Source organism: Vibrio sp. Y176 (assembly GCF_033438945.1).
On sequence record NZ_JAWOQS010000019.1, the window covers coordinates 1 to 20,309 of the forward strand.

The following is a 20,309-nucleotide window of genomic DNA, read 5'->3' on the forward strand; positions in this document are numbered from 1 at the left end:
CGAATATCGCGATCCAGAGAAAGAAAAGTTAGAAATATGTACAAACGTTATATAGCCCAAATTATTTTTGCGTTAACCATACTATTCGCCGCACCAAGTTGGGCTGAAACGGAAGAAGCTGGACCTAAGTTGGCATACTTTACCCTAGAGCCTGACCTCACTACTAACTTTTACACCAAAGGCAAAAAGTTAGGTTATGTGCAAGTGCGCATCGACATCATGGTAATGAGTCAACAAGATTTATCAGTTGTTGAGCATCACCAACCTTTGATTCGCGATGCAGTGATTGAATTATTGGGTAAGCAAACAGAAGATACGATTAAGTCCCTTTCTGGCCGAGAAGATCTGCGCAAAACTTTAGTGACGACCCTCAACGAAACGCTTTTGCCTGAAACAGGTAAAACCATCATTGCCGATTTGTTGTTTACAAAATACCTTTATCAATAAACCCAAATCCGTTTTGAACATAAAAAAGACCGCTCTTGAGCGGTCTTTTCATTTCATCTGCTTTAGGCTTGCTGTTGGTATTTCATCTTGCCTGAATCAAACAGCGCAATCGCCATCCCCGACAGTAGCCCAACTAAGTGAGCGGTGTTTGCAATCGCCATAAATGGCTGCACAAAACCAAGAACTAACCATACCAACATAAAGACGATGATTGGCTTGGGTAGCGTAAGGCCTAAATGTGGCAAGCGGTAACCCAATATCCACAAATAACCAAGCAGTGCATAGACCACGCCAGACAAGCCGCCGAAGTTAGCCCCTTCAACATAGAACTGGCCTGCCCCTGAAAACGCTGCCGACACCACAAAGAGTTGCAATAGCTTACCGGAACCGAGACGACGTTCGATGTCGCCACCCAACTGCCACCACCATAGTAAGTTAAACACGATGTGAGTTACTGAAAAGTGCAGTAACGCATGACTTAGCCATCGCCACACTTGCCATTGTTGCCCCTCAAAAGCCGGGAAGTGCAACAACTTAAACACGCCATTGCCAAAGCCAAACATTTGTAACAAGTAGATGATGATACAGACTGTCATGATCAGCAAAGTCATGGGGCCAGCTTTCGCTTTGACCATGCTTATGATACTCGGGCTGGAATAATGAAATGTGCTCTTACGAGTATCGGCAACGTCCCACGAGGCGGCGCTGTATTTTGAATCAGACGGGTTAGCAAGGAACAGCTTAAGTTCGGCTTCCGCTTCTATTTCATGCTGGCTATCAGTCAGCCACAGCGCAAATTGCCCATCCCCTTCTGGCATCATTTCGATGTCAATTTGGCGAGAGGCCATATAATCAATAAAGGCTTGCGCCATACGTGGATTATTTAACGTTACCAATCTCTTCATTAACTTCTCACTATCGGTAGTTCTGCTCGATGCCAGGCTTCAAAGCCACCATCTACACTGTACACCTGTTCAAAGCCTTGGTTAACCAAATATTGCGCCGCACCTTGGCTACTAATGCCGTGGTAACACATCACTAGAATAGGTTGTTCGAACTCCACTTCATCCATAAACGCAACGATCGTATCGTTAGTTAAGTGATACGCGGACTCCGCATGCGCAACGGCAAACGATTGAGGGTCACGGATATCTACAAGCTTCGCATCACCCTGCTCGAGCAGCGCTTGCGCACCTTGTACATCGATATGCTTAAACTGATCCATTTACTTTCTCATTGTCTTATTAATATACCCAAGCAACCTCGAACCTAACGTACTAATCAGCACCCGTGGTACAGCATAAAATCCATATTTGAAGCTGCTTGGGTATACTGCCGCTATTGTAACCTATCCAACGGCAAACTTAGACACATGGATAATCAGGGTTTTCAAAAGTGTACACATTCCAACCATTTGTGGATAAAGCTGTGAATTGCGTTGATAAAGTGTATTTGGATCTTTTGATCCACAATATGTAGTGATGATCCTGATCTAACTGTGTGTATATCTATAACTATCCCCAGATGGAAAAGTGCTTGAATCCCTTATTTTGTCCGGGTTTCGAACAGTTGATAAATAATTACTTCACAGAGTTATACACAGGTAGCACATAAAATCCGGATCGCAAACGCTATCGATTTTCGATCGACAATAAAAAAGCCGAGATCACATGATCTCGGCTTTCTATGAAAATCTTACTTTCAATTAGCAGTGGAAATTAAAATTCACCCACAGCCAATTTTAGTTTCTTCATTGCATTTTTTTCTAGCTGGCGAATACGCTCGGCAGAAACACCGAACTCATCAGCTAAGTCTTGCAATGTTGCTTTCTCATCATCTAACCAACGAGAACGCACGATGCGCTGACTACGCTCATCCAAACTCGCTAATGCATGACCCAAGCGATTGTTGGTATGCATTTCCCAGTTGGCGGCTTCAATGTTGTCGGCCACATCAGACGATTTGTCTTCTAGGTATAGCATCGGCGCTGTGTAAGCGTTTGAGCTGTCGTCTTCATCAGTTGGCATATCAAAGGTTGAATCCACCGCCGCTAAGCGTGATTCCATCTCGCGAACTTCAGAAGGCTCAACACCTAACTCGCGCGCAACGGTTTCTACTTCACCGTTGTTAAACCAACCCAAGCGCTTTTTCGACTTACGCAGGTTGAAAAACAATTTACGTTGCGCTTTAGTGGTCGCAATTTTCACGATACGCCAGTTACGTAGCACGTATTCGTGGATCTCTGCTTTGATCCAGTGGACAGCGAAAGAAACCAAGCGAACCCCTACTTCTGGGTTAAAACGCTTAACGGCTTTCATTAGACCGATGTTACCCTCTTGCACAAGATCCGCCATTGGCAAACCGTAGCCAGAGTAACCACGAGCAACGTGAACAACGAATCGTAGGTGCGAAAGAATTAGACCTTTTGCAGCCTCAATCTCACCTTTATAGTGTAATCGTTCTGCCAGCTCACGCTCTTCGTCTGCAGTCAGCATTGGGTAGCTGTTTACTGAGCGAATATAGCTATCAAGGCTATCTTGCGTGACTAGAGCCATCGGATACGCTTCTTTTGTCATTCAATTCCTCATCAATCTCTGATCTGGAGCATTACATTGCAATTTAGCTTCGATATCTTGAACTCAAAATGAACAAGTTTCAAGAAGGGGAAGCAATTATCCATAAACATTTGGTCTAAGCAAGGGTTAAAAATTAGCTAGTGCTAATGAAATCCAAGTAATAAGACCGCCATCACTTAAACTGGTTCAATTTCTTTTAAATGTCGTTGCGCAGAAAAGCGCGCCGCAATACATCCCAAAAGACTCCCAATGATGATTAGTAACAAAGATTCATCCCAATTTAGACCAATCAGGCGGAACTGGCTATCGTACAACGCAGCAAGGTCTTCCACCGCACTATTCATGACAATGGTCACTAAAGCCGTTACCAACCACGCGATAGTGGCACCTAACACGCCAAACCACATACCTGTGTACAAGTAAGGGCGCAGAATGAAACTGTCCGTCGCACCGATCAGTTTCATGGTTTGAATCTCTTCTTTATTCGCCAGCACATTAAATCGCAATGTATTGCCAACGATTAAAAATACCGCACCGAGCATCAGCACTGTCAGGGTAATGACAATAATACTCGCGAGAGTTTTGATGGCATCAAGACGCGCTAGCCAGTCTTCGTCAAGTCTCACGTCGGTCACATCTTGTTGCTCTCGAACGTCTTTGGCTAATGACTGAATATCACTTTTTAGCTCCGAATCTGGCGTAATCACCAACACACCAGGTAGCGCATAGCCACTTAAAAGACTGATAGCTTGGTCGAACCCTGCATATTGGCTTAAATCAGATAGACCTTGTTGCGGTGAAATATATTCTACCTCTTTTACCAAAGGCCAAGTTTCAATTTGATCTTTGAGAACCATCACTCGCGCATCCGGCATGCCTTCAACTAAGTAAGCACTAACTTGTGAAGGAGAAGCGACATCTTCCGCTGCCCCCGCAACGTTTTTCCCCAATAGATACAAACAAGCTGGCATGGCAAGTGCCATGGAGATGACCGCTAGGGTCAGAATGTTGCCTAGTGGTCGTTGCCATAAGGCGCTAAAAGAGGATTTAGCTTGTTTTGCGTGGACAGAGAAAAAACCATCGGTATTCGCACGCTTGGCACTACGGCCTTTCCCCTTCTTTTGGGAGTGCTTGTTACCTGCCATAGTCTTCTACCTCACTTAGGAAGCCTTGGTTCAATTCAAAATGACGATACTGTGGGCGAGTGTTTACTAACCCCACATCGTGCGTGGCAAGTAAGATTGTCACGCCCGCACGGTTAAATTCTTCGAATAGACGCAACACACGGTTGGATAATTCTGGGTCAAGGTTACCCGTAGGCTCATCAGCCACCAGCAACGTTGGTCGATTAACCACAGCACGGGCAATACCGACGCGCTGTTGCTCACCACCAGAAAGTTGACTAGGTAGACAACGAGCTTTATCGAGTAAGCCCGTTTTATCTAACGCCGCAGAAACACGTCGTTTGATTTCGTTTTCAGAAATCGATTCGATACGCATTGGCAGAGCGACATTGTCGTACACACTGCGATCCATCAATAGGCGATGATCTTGAAAAACAATCCCAATATTGCGGCGCAAAAAAGGGATGTCTTTGCCTGGAATACGCGTGATGTCGTGGCCATTAAAATGGATTTTGCCATCGGTTGGTCGCTCTATCGCGCAGATCAATTTCAGCAAGGTACTTTTACCAGCCCCGGAATGTCCGCCTAAAAACGCCATTTCACCGCGCCTCAGGTGAAAATCGACTTTTTGCAGTGCTTGTCGACCACCTCGGTAAGCTTTGCTTACTTGCTGAAATTTGATCACCGTTGATTTCCTCTAACTCTTTTTATTCTTCACGACTAAACAGTGCGTCAATAAACTCTTGAGTTTCAAATGGACGCAAGTCTTCGATACCTTCACCCACACCAATGTAACGAATTGGAATACCGAACTGATCAGCAATAGCGAAAATTACGCCGCCCTTGGCTGTACCATCCAGCTTAGTCAAAGTAATCCCGGTTAGAGGGGCAACATCACTGAAAAGTTTCGCTTGGCTAATGGCATTTTGTCCTGTACCTGCGTCAAGCGTTAGCATGATCTCATGTGGTGCAGATTCATCAATTTTCTTCATCACACGTACAATCTTACGCAGCTCTTCCATTAGGTTCGCTTTGTTCTGTAGACGACCTGCTGTATCAGCAATCACCACATCCACACCACGTGCTTTTGCCGCTTCAATCGCATCATAGATAACAGAGGCACTGTCTGCGCCAGTATGTTGAGCAATCACAGGAACATTATTACGTTCACCCCACACTTGTAGCTGCTCAACCGCTGCGGCACGGAAAGTATCGCCCGCTGCAAGCATCACTTTTTTGCCTTGAGTTTGGAACTGCTTCGCTAACTTACCGATGGTCGTGGTTTTACCCACGCCATTTACACCCACCATCAAGATGACGTAAGGCGTTTTGTTGCTATCGATTTCTAGTGGCTGTTCGACTTTAGAAAGAATCTCGGCCATTTCTTCTTTCAACAAACCATAAAGGGCTTCGCCGTCTTTCAGATCGCCACGTGTGGCTTTTTCTGTCAGGTTGTTGATGATTTTTGTTGTGGTATTCATGCCCACATCAGCAATAAGCAGTTGCTCTTCTAGCTCTTCAAATAAGTCTTCATCGATTTTCTTACCGCTGAACAAACCGAAGAAGCCAGCACCAATATTTGCTTTTGTTCGGCTTAGGCTGCGTTTAAGACGAGCAAAAAAGCTTTCTGTTGGCTTTTCTTGTTCTTGAACACGAGGCGCAGCCGATACGACTTCTGGCTCCTCTGCTTCTGCTTCTGCTTCTGCTTCTGCTTCTGCTTCTGCTTCTGCTGGGGCAGCCTCTGATTGTTTCTCTTCTTCTTCAAGTTCTGGCGTTGCTTCCGCTTGCTCAGCAACCGCTTCGGTTTGCTGCTCTTCAGAAGGCGCTTCCACTGCTTCTTCTTTTACTGTTTCTTCAGTTTTTGGTTTTGGGCTTTGTTCTTCGTCACCAAAACCTAGCCACGAAAGTAATCCGCGCTTCTTTTTTTCCGTCATCTGGGGCTATCCTAGATTGTTCTTTTATCTATTAATGACTCTTTTTTGACAAGATTATTATCTGTCTAAAAAAGGCTAATGACAAAGTTCTGAAAACTTTCCGATTAGGTAATTCTAATCTTATTAGTGTTACACTCTGTCATCTTGAATATTCTGGGCTGTATCCAAGCTCCAAGCTTATTGCTTGGGCGATTAGATATAGTATCACTTTATTAGCGGTCAAAAAATCTATGGTAAGACGTCGCCAGCAAAACTCATCACAAAAAAAGCCAACAACGGGCTTTGTTCGCATTATTAGTGGCTTATGGAGAGGCAGAAAACTTCCTGTACACGATGCTGAAGGCTTACGCCCCACGACAGATCGCGTCAAAGAAACGCTGTTTAACTGGTTAGCTCAAGATGTACCACAGGCAAAATGTCTCGACTTGTTTGCTGGCTCTGGCGGCTTGGGATTTGAGTCAGCTTCGCGCCAAGCAGAGCAAGTGACCATGGTTGAGCTAAACCCACAAGCTTTCCAACAGTTACAAAAGAATGTTGCCTCTCTTAACGCGAACAACATCCAAGTGGTAAATACCGACGCACTGAGTTTTTTGAAGCAACCGGGTTCTGCTCACCATGTGGTGTTTATTGACCCACCGTTTCGCAAAGGTCTATTGGATGAGACCGTGGCTCTGCTAGAACAAAATGGCTGGCTCGCGGAAGATGCGATGATTTATATTGAAACAGAAAAAGAACTCAATATTGCCGACTTACCAGAAAACTGGCAATTACATCGAGAAAAAACAGCAGGCCAAGTGAGCTATCGTCTTTACGAACGTACCTCCGCATAACGCCTCGATTTAAAAGGATACTTAAATGAAAGCACTAATTATGCTGGCCAAAGCGGCTATCGCCTTTGTTTGGTTAGTATTAATCCTAAATATTTTTATGCCCTTTCCCGGCAATGCCGCGATTGCGCTTTACATCATGACCGCTTTTTTGTTCATCATGCACGGTTTACAAATGGCCATCTTCATTGGTGCATTTGGCGACAAAATAAAAATGAGCAGTTGGGAAAAATATTCAATCCTGATTTTTGGTATTTTTGCCCTACTCGATATTCGTCGTAAACACATGATGTAATCGCTAAGATACGAAAAAGCCGCTCTTGTGAGCGGCTTTTTTTCTGCGTTTCGTTCGTCACCCAATGTAACTTTTTACACCATCCAAGAACATTTGAGTGGAGATCATCACCAGTAACAAGCCCATTAAGCGTTCTACCGCCTTCAAGCCACGTTCACCCAACAAGCGATTAAAGAAGCCATAAAACATCAGTATAAAAAATGTTGCGCCCCACGCAATTACAACTGATGCTGACATTTCCAACATTTTCTCTGGATGTTGCGAAGACAGTAAAAGCAAGGCAGCAATCACTGAAGGGCCCGCGATCATAGGAATGGCCATCGGAACAATAAAGGGCTCCTCGCCTGCTGCCAGTCCAGTGATGCTGCCAGCACTCGGGAAAATCATCTTAATCGCAATAATGAAGAGAATAATGCCACCTGAAATGCTGAGCGTTTCTGGCTGGACATGCAAAAAACTTAAGATGCTTTGTCCTGCAAACAGAAACAGCATCAAAATCAGTAAGGCAAACAGTAGTTCACGAATCAATACCTTACGACGACGCTTGGGATCGATATGTTTGAGAATAGACAACACAATCGGCAAGTTACCGAGAGGGTCCATGATTAGAAACAGCATGGTCGCTGCAGAAAGAATGTCCATATTCTGGCCTCACCTCAAAAATGGCGGCCAGTGTATAGCAAACTGACAACATGAGTATATGACTGAGGGCGAAAACACCATATTCACCCTCGATCTTAGCCGCCGTTTAGTGATTGCAAACTCGCGCCATATTGACCACAAACTTACCTTCAAGCTCACGAATTTTGTCGCGCTTGAGCAAAAATGCTAGTAATGCATCTAAGTCTAGATCATTCAGTTTACAGGTGTGAAAGCGAACGCTAGCGCCAAAGTGCTGTGTGAGGGCTTCGCGATCCATTGGTGTTTCTCTAAGTAGGTTTAGCAGCTCGTGAGCATGGATTTCACTCATTATTGACTCCAGTTATTAAGAATAATGCGTTCAGTTTACTGAAATCCTCAAGAGCTGCTTTGACTTAAATTAGTAAATGATTGAGGCAACAATGAGGGCATGAGCAAAAAAGTAACTGCCACTCACCCACAAATAGGCGTGTTTCATCGGTTTTCGATAACCGTGTATCGCGTATGCCAGCGCCGAATAGATCAGAACTAAGGTTCCGCTAAAGCCGATAGCATTGGCGTAACTCGGCACTTGTAACCAAACTTCACCGGCAGCCCAAGCAAGTTGAACCAGCATCATCCCCATGATCACAACGGGGAATACCAGAGAGTCGAGTTGAGGTAGCAACAAAAAGAACGCCACGATACTCGCTGCAAGCAGCAGGGCCAACAGCCACCAGACAATCTCACCATTAAGCTGCACCCAAAATGACTTGCTGTAGCATACCTGGGCAACCAGATAAGCCGTAAAATAGATTAGCTTACGAGTTTTAAACGAGTGCAGCGTATCTGCCACCATAGACACAATAAGCCCACCCGCAATCCAGTAGGTATATGTTGCGGATGCACCTTGAGTTAACACCAACACAAGAAGAAGTAGCAGAGTAAAGATTTTAAACACGAGGGATTGTGTCGGGTTAGCTTGCTTTGCTCCCAACACGGAATACACACCTGATAGCCCTATCGCCAGCCAACTCCACATGCAGTATACACCTTTTACTTAAACTCGCCGCTAGTCTAGGTAGACCAGTTTTGATGTAAAGACACAATCTACGAAAGTTGGATCTCGCTAGCGATTCGAAACATTTTGTAACCCTCAGCCTACGTAATAATAAAGCCGATGAGCCTGAATGATGCCACTAAACATTGTGGCCAAGCTTTGCTCATCAGCCGAACCCATCAAATCACACGACACAATAACCAACGCTTTCTAAAACTATTTAACTGAAAAACAGATAAGTGCTCCAGGTAAGCCGCCACTTCACAAACTGACGATTAAACCACCAGGATGTATGTAATGCAGGCAACAAGAATAAATAACAGACACAAAATAGAAAATAGTCTTAGTAGCGCCCTAAGAGAGGAGAAACTACTGATGACTAGGGGTAAAAACCAAGAAAACCGACCTTAATTCAGTAAAAAAAACATCAGACAATAAAAGTAAGTCAATGATAAATAAAACCATAATTTCAATAACAGATAAAAGTGCGGACTTCATAAACCATAAAATCACTAAACTCTTTTGAAGCCCATATTTTCTCATAAGGTAAGAAAATCTCACTCCATGCTTTCGATTTGACGATGCAACCTCATAGCACATTTTTTAATTTTCTCAATTTTTGAGAAATACAGGCAAAATAAACACCCAACATACCATTCGAAACAAAAAACAATTACAAAGCCAACATCACAAACCATTTAATATTATAAAATCATACACTTAAAACAAAAAAGGCTAGAAATAAAACAATGTGAACACTTTAAATACAGGACAAAAAACATAGTTTCATTAGTCAGAATCACGTAAAACCAGACAAGTTAAGTGTGGTTTTTGAAAAGATTAACGAGCATATGTTGATCAAACCCCAAAAACAGTGCTATATTAAATTCATCGAGTTCATCAAAGATTAAGGGGTAGTGTTATGATTTCATCTTCTCAAAAACAAGGGCTGGTTATGATTGCAGTGGTTGTGGGTTTAATGACACTGCCAATGATGTACTAAACCAATGATTTAAAATAAAAAAGGACGCAAATGCGTCCTTTTTTATTTATCTGTATAGCTCTACTGAATGTGCTTAGACAAAATATCCCAGTGCATATAGTAGAAACCAAGAGCGGCCAGCGTAATCAACGTCATTAGCAAAATTGCTGTACGCCAAATAAAGCGAGAGCTTCTTGGTGTCAGCTCTTTTTCACAAGCATCACATGCCGCCATAAAGCCTTTACGATCATCCAGCTTGTAATCGTCTTCGTGCACCACTTTGTTACGCACGGTTGCGATGAATCGAAGCTTTGCTATCACGTCATGCGGTAAACGTTCTTCACAACTATTAATAAGTTGGTGCAACCCTTTCCCTTCTGCATGGTACTGAGTACGCAAAAGTTTTTCGATCGTTCGGGTACGCATGACTACTTTTTCAATATCTGACATCGTAACCCTCCTTACCAGACCCTTCCTATGTTCATTATTTTTATTCTTCTATAAATTTAGAGCTTTTTCGAGCCGTTAAGTGCAATTTTACTTTCAATTTGTGCCCTTGAGCTCATATAGCCTAACAAGTGAAAGCCGCTTCGTTCAGCTTTAGTGACTTCGCTTGCAGATGAAGCGACGATTTCATCGTGCATCATTAAGATAAATCGTGAAGTGCGCCGAATAATCTCCATATCCCTTTCATTAGATTATGAATAAGTTACCTCAACTCATCGTTTCGTCAGCGAGTTCTGTAGAATGGGACCCGATACAACATTGGAGGTTAATATGCCAATCTCACTTATTGTCGCCCTATTCGCCCTTATTGCCTTGGGCGCGTGGGTGTTTTTCCGTTTTTATAGTAAGCACTATGTGGGCGAAGACGCTCCAGAGCAAAGCGCTCAGGTAACGGTTTTAGATAAACAAGCGATAGACATACCAAACGCACCACCAGGTCAAGACGATCAAGAGTATTGGATTTACGTTCAACGTGGTTCTATCGGTCCAAAGCGTGAATTCCAAATTGGAGTGCATTACTACCATGCACTCAACCCTGGAGATAAGGGAACACTGACCTATCGCGGCAACAAGTTCCTTCACTTCGCTATCAAACGTTAAGGCAGTAACCAACGAGTCTTGGCAGAACGAGAAAAGAGATAGCTCATCGCCAAGGCTCCAGCTCCACTTAGAACGATCCAGACTGGAATCACCCACGCAGGATGTCCTGTGTACCAACCGAACTCTTTCATCGGCCATAAGAAAATAGGGTGAAGTAAGTAAATCCCCAAACTGTGCTGACTGATCACACTAACCACTTTTTGTACTTTTGGTGATAAGCCTTCACCAAAGTAACGCCCGATCATAAAAATCATCGAAGCCGCTAGAATCACATTCAGTGTTTTATAAGAGAGCCAGCGCCCAACCGTATACTTCTCCGCCTCTAAGCTATTTGTCACAACCATCGTAAAGGTCACTGCCAACGCCACGAGTCCTAGCCCAACAAATAAGGTCACCATAGAGCGATTCGAAGGTACCTTTTGAAATAAAACATACCCCAGTGGAAGGTAACCCATATAAAGCCACATCTGATTACTCCAAGGGCCATCAATCTTGAACAAGAACAGTGTGCTGGTGAAAAGCCAAAATGCGAGATAGGTATACAAGACGTTGTCATCCACGTTGCGTACCATCCATTGAAACAGCGGAATCACAAAATACAGTGGTATAAAGTAATAGAAAAAGCCGAGATGGTAATACGTTGCGTGGAATGGGCTATTGCTTAATACCTCTTTTACGGTTTCAAAATCAAAGCCTTGAGAAGTCCAGCCTGAAAGGTATGCATAAAACATCGACCAAATAAGAAATGGAACTAAAACTTTGCCCAAACGCCTTTTGATATAATACTTACCGTCAAATGGTCGAGTGTCACTGAGCATTAGCGCTCCGGTGATCAAAATAAAAACTGGCACTGCCCAGCGGGTTACGCTATTCACGCCTACCGCTGTCAGCCATTGGTCAAATGGAATCACTCCTAACTCATTTCGATACGGTGCCAAGACGTGAATGGCGATCACTGCTACCGCTGCGAAGCAGCGCAATAAATCAAAAAACAGAACCCTTTCTCTCATACCTTTCCCTACTTTGAGTCGCTTATCGTTTATAGCATAGGGTAAATCTCAACCAGTGAAATGGTTAACAATCTGTTTTTGCTTATTTTTAACTCAACAATGACCTACAACGGGGATTTCATCACCACTCTAATCACTTAACTAGAACCAAAAACCAAGCATCAGTATTCACTCTCGATGCCAAACCGACACAATCTGATTACAGCAAACGGCGCATAAGAAACAAAAATGGCTCCGATTTGGAGCCATTTATACCATCTACAGATAGCGATACTGGGGGTAGTTACGCAGTAGCAACATTAGCTTTTGGCAACTTAATTGAAATCAGCGTCGTCAGTGCCAAGAAAGCAAAAGAAACCCATAAGCACGCTGCAAGACCAGCCTCTTGGTAGATCCAACCCGATAATACCGTGCCAATCAAACGTCCCATCGCATTGGCCATGTAGTAAAAACCGACATCCAACGAGACGCCATCGCCTTTAGCGTAGCTCACTATCAAGTACGAGTGCAGCGAAGAGTTAATGGCAAACACAGCGCCAAAAATCATCAAACCTACCACAATCACCAATTCAGGCTGCCAACCGATTTGCACACCATAAGCAATACCAGCCGTAATTAACGCTAGGATTCCTGCCCACACCAATGCTGCACTACCATCAGGCACACGACCTTGCGCTTTGCCAGTAATACGCGGCGCAAAGCCTTGCACAAACCCATAAGCAATGACCCACGCTGCGAGAAAGCTACCAACCCACAAGTGATCCCAGCCAAACACGCTACCAAGATAAATAGGCAGAGCAACGACAAACCACACATCACGAGCACCAAACAAGAACATGCGTGCTGCGGATAAAATGTTTATCGATTCAGACTTGGAGAATATTTGGCGAAACTTAGGTTTACTCTTTGCTTTACCCATGTCCGCTTCTAGCCAGATCATGCTGCAAACAAACACTAATGTAAGTACACCCGCCATAATAAACATCGAGTTTTGAAAACCCACCCAAGACAGCAGCAAGCCACCAACAAAAAAGCCCGCTCCTTTGAGTGCATTCTTCGAGCCAGTCAAAATCGCTACCCATTTGTAGAGCGCACCTTGCTGTTCGTCTGGTACTAGCGTTTTAATCGCGCTCTTAGCACTCATTTTGTTCAGATCTTTGGCAATCCCCGACAGAGCTTGCGCTGCCATCACCCAAGGAATGGTCAGCCATGCATTTGGTACTGCGAGCATCAGCAACGCAAACACTTGCATCGCTAAACCAATGTTCATGGTTTTATTTAGGCCTAACCTTGCGCCCAACCAACCACCAACCAGGTTTGTCACCACACCAAAAAATTCATAGAAAAGAAACAGTGAGGCAATAGCTAACGTGGAATAACCTAAGTCATGAAAATAGAGCACCACCAGCATACGCAGTGCGCCATCGGTCACCGTAAAGTTCCAATAGTTAAACGTCACTAACATGTACTGACGAATACTTTTGCTTAATTGAGAAATCATATTGACCTCATATGTACAGCGATAGAAGCATTTAGATCATCATGTTCTAAATACTTCCTAACCTGTACAGCAACATTGACCAATACAATGTTGCTGTGATTTTCAAAAAATGCCCCAACATCAATAAAAAGCAAAATACACCTTAAAAACAATGCATTAGTTAATATTAATGGCTTTTCTTGTAAACAGTCGTATCCTGAAGAAGCTCGAATTTAGCTTTTGGATCATGATGAACCAAAAGCTATTTAAGCTGATCAAGCGTCTTGAGCCACACGTTCGATGTACTCAACTTGCACAGGTTTTGTAAATGCACCAGGGCGCAATGCCTGCACTTCTCGCACGATATCTTTTAACTGCCATTCCTTCTCTAGGAGTAGGTGAGCAGCGAACAAACCTGTGCGCCCCGAACCACCCATGCAATGCATCGCAACTTTGCCACCTTGAGCAAGAATCGCGTGCAGTTCCGGACTGGCTTGTTGCCACTTCGTCGCAAATTCTTCATTTGGTGCGCAGTCGTCTTCAATCTCGATCTGGAACCATTTCATACCCAGTTGCTGAGTGGCTTCACCCAATGCAGAGACATTCTTCGCAGCTAATTCACTATCATCTAATGCAGTAACGACCGCTTGAACACCCTGCTCTTTCAACTGTTCTAACGACGCATGCAAATCGACACCTTTCGTTCCTGGGCACGGTGTTAAGATTAAAGCACCGGAGTCCAAATCTAATTGCCATGTAGGATGAGACATTGTGACCCCCTTTTTAAGCCAAACCAACGTTACGAACCAGCTCTGCTGTGCGCGTTGCATAACCCATTTCGTTATCGTACCAAGCGTAAATCTTAACCATACGAGAACCCACAACCATGGTTGATTGCGCATCAACGATGGTTGAACGTTGGTCGCCTTTATAATCGATAGAAACTAAAGGACGCTCTTCGAAGCCAAGGATGCCTTTCAAATCACCTTCAGATGCTTCTTTTAACAGTGCATTCACTTCTTCTGCTGTGGTATCACGCTTCACATCAAAAATGATGTCTGTTAACGATGCGTTTGCTAGAGGTACGCGAACCGCATGACCATTAATTTTGTCTTTTAATTCTGGGAAAATTTCGACAATCGCCTTCGCGCTACCCGTCGTGGTCGGGATAAGGCTCATGCCGCATGCTCTTGCACGGCGTAGATCTTTGTGTGGCGCATCCAAAATAGTTTGCGTATTCGTCAGGTCGTGAATGGTCGTAAAAGAAGATTGTTCGATACCCAATTTCTCATGAATGACTTTAACCACAGGTGCGATACAGTTAGTCGTACACGAAGCTGCTGTCACGATACGATGTTTTTCAGGGTCGAAAATATGGTCGTTCACGCCCACCACAATGTTCGCGATACCTTCTTCTTTCACAGGTGCGCTTACCACGACACGTTTCACGCCTTGTTCTAGGTATTTGTTTAGGAATGATGTTTTGCGATGTACGCCTGTCGCTTCAATCACAACATCACAATCAGACCAGTTCACCGCATCGATATCGCGTTGTTGAGTCGTGGCGACACGCTTGCCGTTGATGACGAGCTCACTGCCTTCGACCTGAACTCCATGATGCCAACGACCTTGCACTGAATCGAATTCTAATAAGTGACCAAGCGTAGCGGCGTCACCTGCGACATCGTTGATTAACACAAACTCCAATTCTGGCCAATCAAATGCCGCTCGCAGCGCTAAGCGACCAATTCGGCCAAAGCCATTAATTCCTACTTTAATTGTCATAGTTTTACCTTTTAATCTTCTACCTTGAATCTCTATTCGCTGTTAACAGCAAGCCTCACGACTTTTATCGTGTAAGCGTGTGATGTCGTCTTGGTATTCCTGCTTCAAACAGTTTGATGCCACTAAGTCTTCAATTAACTTTCGCATCCAACCTGGTAATTGCTGTGATAACTCGTAATACACCCATTGCCCTTGGCGTTTATCCACCAAGATGCCACTGGATCGTAACTGAGCAAGATGACGAGAAACTTTCGGCTGGCTCTCTTGTAGAGCAAACGCCAAATCGCCAACGCAAGTTTCACCTTCACGGGCCACGAGCATTAAACAACGTACGCGTGTTTCATCGGATAACAGCTTAAAAAACTGATGTGGAAGCATAATGAACATACCTATATATGGATATACGTATATGTTTATTTAATTAAGATATATCGTCAAGAGGAAACCGTCCATCGTCATAAAAGTTTCACATCTAACGAACAGCTTGATTGTAAAGAGAGAGATTCAAAAAGATAAAAGATAAGACAAGAAATTATGCAGTCGCGATGCTTTGACTCCAGCGAGCCGCTTCACCTAAGGAGAGCTTCACTTCCTCTAAAGGCAACCCCAATTGCATCGTGATTTTTTCAACCCCTGACCAATCGGCACGCTCGTAGCACTCTTCGAGGGAAATAAGTGCACCATAAACCCCTTTGCGATGTAATAGCGCTTGTTGTACTGAATGACTAAGCGGTAACTGCCTAACTAAAGATTCCACCGAAAGATCCAGCAGCGCATCTAGAATCGACAGCAAACCAACCATGAAACCTTGCTCGTTGAGGTGAGAGAATGGCTGATAGCGCGACATCAATTGGCAAAATTGAGCTCGTTGCAATGAAAGGTGATACAGCTCTCGAGGCTTGTTACTGGAGATATACGATGCCACAACCAAAGAGACAAACTGCTTAAGGTTATCCTGGCCAAGATAAATCAATGCCTGACGAAAAGAGCTGATTTCGACAGCCAAATTCGGCGCTTGCGTATTTACAAAACGCAATAATTTATATGACAACGCGACATCTTGCGTAATGATGGACTCGATACGAGTAAAGTCAGGCTCAGGAGCACAAACTTCACGAAACAGTTGCAATGCCAACACTTGCTCAGGACTGACGTATTTAGTCTGCGAGACGAGTGGCTTGCTAAAAAAATAACCTTGGAAAAATTTAAAGCCAGCCGCTTTCGCTTGCTCAAACTCTTCTGCGGTTTCAACACGTTCTGCTAAAAAGTGGTATTTGACGCGTTTGGCAAGGTGTGTTTTGACCAGTTCACAGGCCTTTTCGAGCCCCATCGCCATAATGTCGAGCTTCACAATATGCACATATGGCAAAAAACGACGCCATTCTGGTGTTAGGGTGAAGTCATCCAAAGCGATCAAGTAACCTTCTCGATAAAACTCACGAATCGCATCAAGAAGCTCATCCGTAGGTTGGCACGTTTCCAACACTTCGATGACAATTTTGTTTTTCGGCAAACTGCGCGGCAAACGTCGCACCAAGCTTTGATGAGGAAAGTTAATAAAGCATCTTGAAGAGGCAATCACTGGGTTAGTACCCAGTGATAGGAAGTTTTCGACGATCAGTCGGTATGTCGCTCGATTTGAATCAATATGTGAAGGGTATGCGTTACTCTCCCCGTCTCGAAACAACAATTCATAACCCAGCGTCTGTCTTTTTCGGTTAAAGATCGGCTGGCGAGCGACATACGTTGTATTCATGCTAAAGAAGGACCTATAAATGGCTTATGACTTTGCAGCTGCTAATAATGCACCACAACCCATGAACATTGAACCGAATACTTTGTTTATTTTTCCCATGATTTTATCGGAGCGAATAAAGCGTCCCATTTGTGCTGCCAAGCTCGTGTAACCCAACATTACACACGCATCAATCACGACCGTAGTGACGCCAAGCACCAACAGTTGCGTGATTTGGTCTTTTGCCGGGTCAATAAACTGCGGGAACAACGCCACCAGAAAAACAATCGATTTAGGGTTGGTGAGGTTAATTAACACTGCCTTGTACAACAGCGCCGTGCCTGACATCTCGTTGTGGTTTTCAGCTGCAACTAAGCTTGCTGTGTCGCGCCATTTCTGAATCCCCAACCAAACCAGATAAGCGGCACCAACCCATTTAATGACAGAAAATGCGGTTGCTGACTGCGCGACAAGCGCACCAATACCCGCCCCCACCAGCGTGATGTGGATAACTAAACCAATTTGTAAGCCAATAATGGCACCCAGTGATTTACGGGTACCGTAACTCAAACCATTACTGATTGAGTTCACCGTGCCAGAGCCCGGAGCCAAACTAAAAACGATTGCTGTTACTACATAAGCTAACCAGACATGGGTATCCATTGCATTTCCTCACTAATTCTTCGATGATACATCGCGTAAACAACGTATCTTCAGGTAATCAACTAATGGCGACTAACCATTCACCTTTGACTTATACTCAAGAGACATTATTTGAGCAAGCAATTGGTGGTCCGATCGCAGCACTTTGGCAAACTCGCCAAGAGGGCTTTGTTAAAGGGACTGAGAAAAAGAACATTTACTGGTGCAAGCTAACCAACCCAGAGCATAAAAAAGCCGTGCTCATCGTAAATGGACGCATTGAGTCTTCCTGGAAATACCAAGAGCTGTTTTACGATCTCTACCGCCAAGGTTTCGATGTCTATTCCTTTGACCACCGCGGACAAGGTTTATCAGATCGTTTATTATCTGACTCAGATATGGGTCACGTCTATGACTTTACTGATTATATTGATGATATGGACATCGTCGTAAAAAAACACGACCTTAGCGAATATCAACAATGCTTCATCATCGCGCACTCTATGGGCGGCGCGATCGCCACACGTTACCTGCAAACTCACCCAGAACACCCTTTTACTGGTTTGATTCTAAGTGCGCCCATGTTTGGCATTAACCTGCCATGGTACCTCTCACCAATAGCGATTCCGGTCACACAAATTATGTCAGCGGTATCGACTTTGCCACGCTATGCACCAGGACATCAGGCCTACTTCCCTAAGCCCTTTGAAGATAACCCACTTAGCCAAAGTTACGGCCGCTACCAATGGTTCCGAAACCTATATACGGAAAAACCGGAACTGCAAGTCGGTGGGCCAAGCACTCGCTGGGTTTGGCAAGGGCTCATGGCCGCTAAGCAGTGCTTTTTATTAACTCGCCAAGTCAAAATACCAGTAATCCTAATCCAAGCCGGAAACGATCGGATTGTTAGCAACCTCGCGCAAAAGCGTTTTATTGATAAATTGCGGAAAACCAACCCGCACGCGGAGCTGCTTTCCATCGAAGGCGCACAGCATGAAATCTTGTTCGAGACCGACAAGTATCGTAATCAAGCGCTCGATGCGATTTTCCGCTTTATGAATGACCCTAAATCGCCATCAAACGAACAAGCACAATAAGAACTCTAGGCGACCATTTCACGACTAAGATTAAAGAGGAAATGTCTACACATCGATTTACCCTCTTTTTCATCCTCATTTTGGCGTACACTGCTTGAACTTGGCTACTTTGACACAGTGTTTAACCGCATAGTGCTACGGGCCCAAGTTCCCCCGCATTCGGAGCAGTACGATCTAGTCAGTCTGCTGTACTCCGTTTGCAATTCACCTGTTCCACACTATCCAAACCGTTTACGAGGACTTCATGAGCACATCGCTACCTTGCAAAGAGATCACCAAAATCGTTGCCTCTGATCTGGATGGCACGTTACTCGCACCAAACCATCAGCTCAGTGCTTACTCAAAAGAGACGCTAAAAGCGCTGCATGAAAAGGGTTATACCTTTGTCTTTGCAACCGGCCGTCACCACGTAGACGTTGCGAGCATCCGTCGCCAAGTTGGCATTCCAGCTTATATGATCACGTCGAATGGTGCCCGAGTGCATGACCAGGAAGATCAGCTAATGTACAGCGAGAATGTCCCTGCGGAACTGGTACAAGGCGTGATCGACACGATCAAACATGATCAAGAAATACTTATTCACATGTATCAAAATGATAGCTGGTTGATGAACAAGGATGATGAAACGTTACGTGACTTCCACGATGAATTCACTTACGTCTTATTTGATGAAGACCAAGCCCCAACTGACGGTATTGCGAAAGTTTTCTTCACGCATCCAGGAGAAGACCACGAACGTTTGGTCGTATTTGAAAACAAACTACGTGAGCAGTTTGGTGATAAGCTGAACATCGCATTTTCAACGCCTTGGTGTTTGGAAGTAATGAGCGCTGGCGTGTCTAAAGGTCATGCTCTTGAAGCGGTAGCGAAAAAACTCGACCTCACGTTAGAAAACTGCGTAGCATTTGGTGATGGCATGAATGACGTAGAAATGCTGTCGATGGCAGGTAAAGGGCTAGTTATGGGTACATCACACGAAAAAGTGATGAAAGCTCTACCAAATAATGAAGTAATTGGCAGCAATGCAGAAGATGCGGTTGCACACTACCTACAAGAACACTTGCTGTAAGCTTCAATACTCCAAATAATGAAGGGCTGCACATTCGCAGCCCTTCTCTTTTATCGCTGACTTGGCAGCTTCTCTTTGCCAAGAATCGCGTCCCATTCTTCTTCTGTCACGGGCATAATCGACAAGCGATTTCCACGTTTCACCAACGGCATGTTCTCAAGTTCTGGCATCGCTTTCATCACCGACAACGGAATCACTCGCGCCGTTTTACGTACAAACTCTACATCCACCATAATCCAACGCGGGTTGTCTGGGTCTGACTTTGGATCGTAGTAATCGCTTTCGGGATCGAATTGGAAATGATCGGGATAGGCTTCTCTCACAACTTTAGCAATACCTGCCACGCCAACATGTTTACAGGAAGAGTGGTAAATCAGGACTAAATCGCCCACCTTCACTTGGTCACGCATCATATTGCGCGCCTGATAATTACGAACACCCTCCCAACATGAAACCTTTTGGGTTCGAAGCGTGTCAATAGAAAAGGTATCTGGTTCAGTTTTAAATAACCAATATGCCAT

Annotated in this window: 24 protein-coding genes; 6 read left to right on the plus strand and 18 right to left on the minus strand. The window is 44.3% G+C overall.

What is annotated here, in order from left to right; all coding sequences use genetic code 11:
• Positions 1-36: 36 nt before the first annotated feature.
• Positions 37-447, plus strand: a complete 411-nt coding sequence (locus R7O13_RS22790; protein WP_005378687.1) for a flagellar basal body-associated protein FliL — start codon at positions 37-39, stop codon at positions 445-447.
• 62 nt (positions 448-509) lie between these two features.
• On the opposite strand, the gene glpG is transcribed toward R7O13_RS22790, so the two are convergent.
• The 6 genes from glpG to ftsY all read right to left on the minus strand — a co-directional run bounded on the left by glpG (position 510) and on the right by ftsY (position 6,081).
• A complete protein-coding gene (gene glpG / locus R7O13_RS22795; protein ID WP_047103977.1) occupies positions 510-1,352 on the minus strand; it encodes a rhomboid family intramembrane serine protease GlpG in 843 nt (280 codons plus the stop codon).
• A complete protein-coding gene (gene glpE / locus R7O13_RS22800) occupies positions 1,352-1,672 on the minus strand; it encodes a thiosulfate sulfurtransferase GlpE (RefSeq protein WP_005378691.1) in 321 nt (106 codons plus the stop codon). The genes glpG and glpE overlap by 1 nt, the downstream gene beginning before the upstream one ends.
• Positions 1,673-2,165: 493 nt before the next feature.
• Positions 2,166-3,023 carry an RNA polymerase sigma factor RpoH gene (gene rpoH / locus R7O13_RS22805; protein ID WP_005378693.1) on the minus strand — a complete coding sequence of 286 codons (858 nt, stop codon included), beginning with the start codon at positions 3,021-3,023 and terminating at the stop codon, positions 2,166-2,168.
• A gap of 176 nt (positions 3,024-3,199) precedes the next feature.
• Complete coding sequence (ftsX, locus tag R7O13_RS22810) at positions 3,200-4,168, minus strand: permease-like cell division protein FtsX (RefSeq protein WP_025768167.1); 969 nt, start codon at positions 4,166-4,168, stop codon at positions 3,200-3,202.
• The gene (gene ftsE / locus R7O13_RS22815; RefSeq protein WP_005378697.1) at positions 4,158-4,832 is read right to left on the minus strand and encodes a cell division ATP-binding protein FtsE; all 675 of its coding nucleotides are present in this window, start codon (positions 4,830-4,832) and stop codon (positions 4,158-4,160) included. Before ftsE ends, ftsX begins: the two co-directional genes overlap by 11 nt.
• 22 nt (positions 4,833-4,854) lie before the next feature.
• Positions 4,855-6,081, minus strand: a complete 1,227-nt coding sequence (ftsY, locus tag R7O13_RS22820; RefSeq protein WP_054579649.1) for a signal recognition particle-docking protein FtsY — start codon at positions 6,079-6,081, stop codon at positions 4,855-4,857.
• 230 nt (positions 6,082-6,311) lie between these two features.
• Here ftsY and rsmD point away from each other — a divergent pair, with 230 nt between their 5' ends.
• Positions 6,312-6,911, plus strand: a complete 600-nt coding sequence (gene rsmD / locus R7O13_RS22825) for a 16S rRNA (guanine(966)-N(2))-methyltransferase RsmD (RefSeq protein WP_005378702.1) — start codon at positions 6,312-6,314, stop codon at positions 6,909-6,911.
• Positions 6,912-6,936: 25 nt separating this feature from the next.
• Complete coding sequence (locus R7O13_RS22830) at positions 6,937-7,203, plus strand: DUF1145 domain-containing protein (RefSeq protein WP_005378704.1); 267 nt, start codon at positions 6,937-6,939, stop codon at positions 7,201-7,203.
• 57 nt (positions 7,204-7,260) lie between these two features.
• Here R7O13_RS22830 and R7O13_RS22835 read toward each other — a convergent pair whose 3' ends face one another.
• The 4 genes from R7O13_RS22835 to R7O13_RS22850 all read right to left on the minus strand — a co-directional run bounded on the left by R7O13_RS22835 (position 7,261) and on the right by R7O13_RS22850 (position 10,313).
• Positions 7,261-7,845 carry a YhgN family NAAT transporter gene (locus R7O13_RS22835; protein WP_005389671.1) on the minus strand — a complete coding sequence of 195 codons (585 nt, stop codon included), beginning with the start codon at positions 7,843-7,845 and terminating at the stop codon, positions 7,261-7,263.
• A 106-nt stretch (positions 7,846-7,951) separates the two neighbouring features.
• Positions 7,952-8,173: a YecH family metal-binding protein gene (locus tag R7O13_RS22840; protein ID WP_005378711.1), complete on the minus strand. Its 222-nt coding sequence runs from the start codon at positions 8,171-8,173 to the stop codon at positions 7,952-7,954.
• Positions 8,174-8,242: 69 nt separating this feature from the next.
• On the minus strand, positions 8,243-8,863 hold the full coding sequence (locus R7O13_RS22845; protein ID WP_005389670.1) for a lysoplasmalogenase: 621 nt from the start codon (positions 8,861-8,863) through the stop codon (positions 8,243-8,245).
• Positions 8,864-9,944: 1,081 nt separating this feature from the next.
• Positions 9,945-10,313 carry a hypothetical protein gene (locus R7O13_RS22850; RefSeq protein ID WP_005378717.1) on the minus strand — a complete coding sequence of 123 codons (369 nt, stop codon included), beginning with the start codon at positions 10,311-10,313 and terminating at the stop codon, positions 9,945-9,947.
• A 327-nt stretch (positions 10,314-10,640) separates the two neighbouring features.
• Between R7O13_RS22850 and R7O13_RS22855 the strand changes: the two genes are divergently transcribed.
• Positions 10,641-10,970 carry a DUF2500 domain-containing protein gene (locus R7O13_RS22855; RefSeq protein ID WP_005389668.1) on the plus strand — a complete coding sequence of 110 codons (330 nt, stop codon included), beginning with the start codon at positions 10,641-10,643 and terminating at the stop codon, positions 10,968-10,970.
• On the opposite strand, the gene R7O13_RS22860 is transcribed toward R7O13_RS22855, so the two are convergent.
• The 7 genes from R7O13_RS22860 to rhtB form a co-directional block, all read right to left on the minus strand.
• Positions 10,967-11,980: an acyltransferase gene (locus R7O13_RS22860; protein ID WP_213901871.1), complete on the minus strand. Its 1,014-nt coding sequence runs from the start codon at positions 11,978-11,980 to the stop codon at positions 10,967-10,969. The genes R7O13_RS22855 and R7O13_RS22860 overlap by 4 nt on opposite strands.
• A gap of 283 nt (positions 11,981-12,263) precedes the next feature.
• Entirely contained in the window at positions 12,264-13,481 is a 1,218-nt protein-coding gene (arsJ, locus tag R7O13_RS22865) for an organoarsenical effux MFS transporter ArsJ (protein ID WP_005378722.1), read from the minus strand.
• Between the two features lie 254 nt (positions 13,482-13,735).
• Positions 13,736-14,230: a cyclin-dependent kinase inhibitor 3 family protein gene (locus R7O13_RS22870; RefSeq protein WP_137282443.1), complete on the minus strand. Its 495-nt coding sequence runs from the start codon at positions 14,228-14,230 to the stop codon at positions 13,736-13,738.
• A gap of 13 nt (positions 14,231-14,243) precedes the next feature.
• On the minus strand, positions 14,244-15,245 hold the full coding sequence (locus tag R7O13_RS22875; RefSeq protein ID WP_005383630.1) for an ArsJ-associated glyceraldehyde-3-phosphate dehydrogenase: 1,002 nt from the start codon (positions 15,243-15,245) through the stop codon (positions 14,244-14,246).
• A gap of 42 nt (positions 15,246-15,287) precedes the next feature.
• Positions 15,288-15,623 (minus strand): metalloregulator ArsR/SmtB family transcription factor, encoded by a 336-nt coding sequence (locus tag R7O13_RS22880; RefSeq protein WP_005378730.1) that lies wholly within the window; start codon positions 15,621-15,623, stop codon positions 15,288-15,290.
• A gap of 154 nt (positions 15,624-15,777) precedes the next feature.
• The gene (locus tag R7O13_RS22885) at positions 15,778-17,001 is read right to left on the minus strand and encodes an EAL and HDOD domain-containing protein (protein WP_005378731.1); all 1,224 of its coding nucleotides are present in this window, start codon (positions 16,999-17,001) and stop codon (positions 15,778-15,780) included.
• A gap of 24 nt (positions 17,002-17,025) precedes the next feature.
• Positions 17,026-17,643 carry a homoserine/homoserine lactone efflux protein gene (rhtB, locus tag R7O13_RS22890; protein WP_262598192.1) on the minus strand — a complete coding sequence of 206 codons (618 nt, stop codon included), beginning with the start codon at positions 17,641-17,643 and terminating at the stop codon, positions 17,026-17,028.
• Between the two features lie 65 nt (positions 17,644-17,708).
• Between rhtB and R7O13_RS22895 the strand changes: the two genes are divergently transcribed.
• Both R7O13_RS22895 and R7O13_RS22900 read left to right on the plus strand, forming a co-directional pair.
• On the plus strand, positions 17,709-18,719 hold the full coding sequence (locus tag R7O13_RS22895) for an alpha/beta fold hydrolase (protein WP_005378733.1): 1,011 nt from the start codon (positions 17,709-17,711) through the stop codon (positions 18,717-18,719).
• Between the two features lie 244 nt (positions 18,720-18,963).
• Positions 18,964-19,788, plus strand: a complete 825-nt coding sequence (locus R7O13_RS22900) for a Cof-type HAD-IIB family hydrolase (RefSeq protein WP_005378734.1) — start codon at positions 18,964-18,966, stop codon at positions 19,786-19,788.
• A 50-nt stretch (positions 19,789-19,838) separates the two neighbouring features.
• On the opposite strand, the gene R7O13_RS22905 is transcribed toward R7O13_RS22900, so the two are convergent.
• The gene (locus R7O13_RS22905) at positions 19,839-20,309 is read right to left on the minus strand and encodes an EVE domain-containing protein (RefSeq protein ID WP_005378735.1); all 471 of its coding nucleotides are present in this window, start codon (positions 20,307-20,309) and stop codon (positions 19,839-19,841) included.

Coding starts and splice junctions, on each gene's coding strand:
- R7O13_RS22790 (WP_005378687.1), top strand. CDS start 37: ATGTACAAACGTTATATAGCCCAAATTATTTTTGCGTTAACCATACTA.
- glpG (WP_047103977.1), bottom strand. CDS start 1,352: ATGAAGAGATTGGTAACGTTAAATAATCCACGTATGGCGCAAGCCTTT.
- glpE (WP_005378691.1), bottom strand. CDS start 1,672: ATGGATCAGTTTAAGCATATCGATGTACAAGGTGCGCAAGCGCTGCTC.
- rpoH (WP_005378693.1), bottom strand. CDS start 3,023: ATGACAAAAGAAGCGTATCCGATGGCTCTAGTCACGCAAGATAGCCTT.
- ftsX (WP_025768167.1), bottom strand. CDS start 4,168: ATGGCAGGTAACAAGCACTCCCAAAAGAAGGGGAAAGGCCGTAGTGCC.
- ftsY (WP_054579649.1), bottom strand. CDS start 6,081: ATGACGGAAAAAAAGAAGCGCGGATTACTTTCGTGGCTAGGTTTTGGT.
- rsmD (WP_005378702.1), top strand. CDS start 6,312: ATGGTAAGACGTCGCCAGCAAAACTCATCACAAAAAAAGCCAACAACG.
- R7O13_RS22830 (WP_005378704.1), top strand. CDS start 6,937: ATGAAAGCACTAATTATGCTGGCCAAAGCGGCTATCGCCTTTGTTTGG.
- R7O13_RS22835 (WP_005389671.1), bottom strand. CDS start 7,845: ATGGACATTCTTTCTGCAGCGACCATGCTGTTTCTAATCATGGACCCT.
- R7O13_RS22840 (WP_005378711.1), bottom strand. CDS start 8,173: ATGAGTGAAATCCATGCTCACGAGCTGCTAAACCTACTTAGAGAAACA.
- R7O13_RS22845 (WP_005389670.1), bottom strand. CDS start 8,863: ATGTGGAGTTGGCTGGCGATAGGGCTATCAGGTGTGTATTCCGTGTTG.
- R7O13_RS22850 (WP_005378717.1), bottom strand. CDS start 10,313: ATGTCAGATATTGAAAAAGTAGTCATGCGTACCCGAACGATCGAAAAA.
- R7O13_RS22855 (WP_005389668.1), top strand. CDS start 10,641: ATGCCAATCTCACTTATTGTCGCCCTATTCGCCCTTATTGCCTTGGGC.
- R7O13_RS22860 (WP_213901871.1), bottom strand. CDS start 11,980: ATGAGAGAAAGGGTTCTGTTTTTTGATTTATTGCGCTGCTTCGCAGCG.
- arsJ (WP_005378722.1), bottom strand. CDS start 13,481: ATGATTTCTCAATTAAGCAAAAGTATTCGTCAGTACATGTTAGTGACG.
- R7O13_RS22870 (WP_137282443.1), bottom strand. CDS start 14,230: ATGTCTCATCCTACATGGCAATTAGATTTGGACTCCGGTGCTTTAATC.
- R7O13_RS22875 (WP_005383630.1), bottom strand. CDS start 15,245: ATGACAATTAAAGTAGGAATTAATGGCTTTGGCCGAATTGGTCGCTTA.
- R7O13_RS22880 (WP_005378730.1), bottom strand. CDS start 15,623: ATGCTTCCACATCAGTTTTTTAAGCTGTTATCCGATGAAACACGCGTA.
- R7O13_RS22885 (WP_005378731.1), bottom strand. CDS start 17,001: ATGAATACAACGTATGTCGCTCGCCAGCCGATCTTTAACCGAAAAAGA.
- rhtB (WP_262598192.1), bottom strand. CDS start 17,643: ATGGATACCCATGTCTGGTTAGCTTATGTAGTAACAGCAATCGTTTTT.
- R7O13_RS22895 (WP_005378733.1), top strand. CDS start 17,709: ATGGCGACTAACCATTCACCTTTGACTTATACTCAAGAGACATTATTT.
- R7O13_RS22900 (WP_005378734.1), top strand. CDS start 18,964: ATGAGCACATCGCTACCTTGCAAAGAGATCACCAAAATCGTTGCCTCT.
- R7O13_RS22905 (WP_005378735.1), bottom strand. CDS start 20,309: ATGGCATATTGGTTATTTAAAACTGAACCAGATACCTTTTCTATTGAC.